Annotated in this window: 2 protein-coding genes and 1 pseudogene; all 3 read right to left on the bottom strand. The window is 72.5% G+C overall.

Features of this window, described 5'->3' with window-relative positions; translation table 11 throughout:
* Nucleotides 1–19: 19 nt before the first annotated feature.
* Nucleotides 20–358, bottom strand: a pseudogene (locus CCN72_RS27205) (DAK2 domain-containing protein); the annotation flags it as partial.
* A 45-nt stretch (nt 359–403) separates the two neighbouring features.
* Complete coding sequence (gene dhaK, locus CCN72_RS27200; protein ID WP_037655763.1) at nt 404–1,396, bottom strand: dihydroxyacetone kinase subunit DhaK; 993 nt, start codon at nt 1,394–1,396, stop codon at nt 404–406.
* 205 nt (nt 1,397–1,601) lie between these two features.
* On the bottom strand, nt 1,602–2,028 hold a 427-nt coding region (locus CCN72_RS39185), incomplete at its 5' end, for a hypothetical protein (protein WP_158101420.1).

Here is a 2,028-nt window from a genome sequence, read left to right as displayed (position 1 = left end):
CGAGCTTCATCGCCCCCTACACCCCCGCCCTCAGCGCCTCGGCCAACTGCTCCTCGGTGACCTCCGGGTCCTCCCCGAGCGCCTTGCCGGTGCGGCGCAGCAACGTGCCGTACAGCGGCCCCGAGGCGCCGCCGACCGTCGAGATCAGCAGGCGCCCGGCGAGCATCAGCACGGCGCCCGGGGTGCCCGGCGTCTCCTTGTCCAGCTCCGCCTGCACGGCCGTGAACCCGCGCCGCATGTTGCTGCCGTGATCGGCGTCCCCGATGGCCGCGTCGAGGGCGGTGAGCCGTTCCGCCTCGCGGTCGACGGACGCGGCGGTCGCCGTCATCCAACGGCGGAAGAAGTCGGCGTCGAGCACTGGACCTCCAAGCATAGTAAGGGCGTTGAGACGTGTACCGCCGTATCACATCCCCCAGCGCAATGCCGGGGTGCGCACCGGCGCGTCCCACAACCCGAGCATCTCCTCGTCGACCTGGCACAGCGTCACCGAGGCGCCCGCCATGTCCAGGGAGGTGACGTAGTTGCCGACCAGGGTGCGGACCACGGCGACCCCGCGCTCGGCCAGCACCCGCTGCACCTCGGCGTTGAAGCCGTACAGTTCCAGCAGCGGAGTGGCGCCCATGCCGTTGACCAGCAGGAGCACCGGATTGTGCGGGGGCATGTCCTCCAGGATCGCGTGCACCGCGAAGTCCGCTATCTCCCCGGACGTCATCATCGGCCGCCGCTCCCGGCCCGGCTCGCCATGGATGCCGATGCCCAACTCCAGCTCCCCGTCGGGGAGATCGAAGGTGGGGCTGCCCTTCGCCGGGGTGGTGACGGCGCTCAGCGCCACGCCGAAGCTGCGGGAGTTCTCGTTGACCCGGCGGGCCATCGCCTCCACCTGCTCCAGCGGCCGGCCCTCGGCCGCGGCGGCGCCCGCGATCTTCTCCACGAACAGCGTCGCGCCGGTGCCGCGCCGGCCGGCCGTGAAGAGGCTGTCGGTGACCGCCACATCATCGTTCACCAGCACCTTGGCGACCTGTATGCCCTCGTCCTCGGCCAGCTCCGCCGCCATGTCGAAGTTGAGCACGTCACCCGTGTAGTTCTTCACCACGAACAGCACCCCGGCGCCGCTGTCCACGGCGGCCGCCGCGCGCACCATCTGGTCCGGCACCGGCGAGGTGAACACCTCACCCGGACAGGCGGCGGAGAGCATGCCGGGACCGACGAACCCGCCGTGCAGCGGCTCGTGCCCCGACCCGCCACCGGAGACCAGGGCGACCTGCCCGTGCACCGGGGCGTCCCGGCGGACGATCACCCGGTTCTCCACGTCCACCGTCAGATCCGGATGCGCGGCGGCCATCCCGCGCAGCGCGTCCGCCACGACGGTCTCCGGCACGTTGATCAACATCTTCATGCCCGTCTCCCAGAAAGCTCAGCAGGTGGTCCCTGACCGGCGTTCTCCCTGCTCAGGCCGGGTGGGACCAGATAGGTGGTCGGAGCCTTGCACCTCAGTATCGACCTTGTGGCCGTGAAGGTCATGTGCGCTGCGGCATTCTGCCCGGCCACGCACCGCCCGAACCGGCCCCGGCAGGGCGTGTCGTGGCGCGGAACGGGCGCGCTCACCGCGCGTCACCGCCCCCCGGCCGGGGCAGCTCGACCACGACGAACGCCTGCCGGCGCGCGGCCCCCGAGTCCGGGTCCGAGGGTGCCCCGGGGGGCGGTGCGTTGCCCTCGGAACGGGTGGTGACCTCGATGTCCGCCAGGAGCGTGACGGTCTCCCCGTCGGCCTGGAGCCGCGCCAGATGGACCCCGAGCGCCGAGCGGAACACCTCCGCCACCCCGTCCGCGCGCGCCTGCCCCCGCCGCAGCGCCTCACCGAAGTGGGGAAGGCCGCCGCGCATCCCGTTGGCGTGGCCGACGACCACCACCCGGGGCGGCGGGAAACCCGCACGCGTGTTCGCCACCGACGCCCACGCCACCTCGGCGGCCAGCCGGTGCACCGTCTCCCGCTGCCCTCCCGTCAGCTCCACCGAGCCGTCCGCGAAC

The organism is Streptomyces murinus, from assembly GCF_002154555.1.
Lineage (GTDB): Bacteria > Actinomycetota > Actinomycetes > Streptomycetales > Streptomycetaceae > Streptomyces > Streptomyces murinus.
The sequence above is the reverse complement of the archived record's forward strand: the minus strand, read 5'-3'. Positions and strand labels throughout refer to the sequence as shown.

Coding starts and splice junctions, on each gene's coding strand:
- dhaK (WP_037655763.1), bottom strand. CDS start 1,396: ATGAAGATGTTGATCAACGTGCCGGAGACCGTCGTGGCGGACGCGCTG.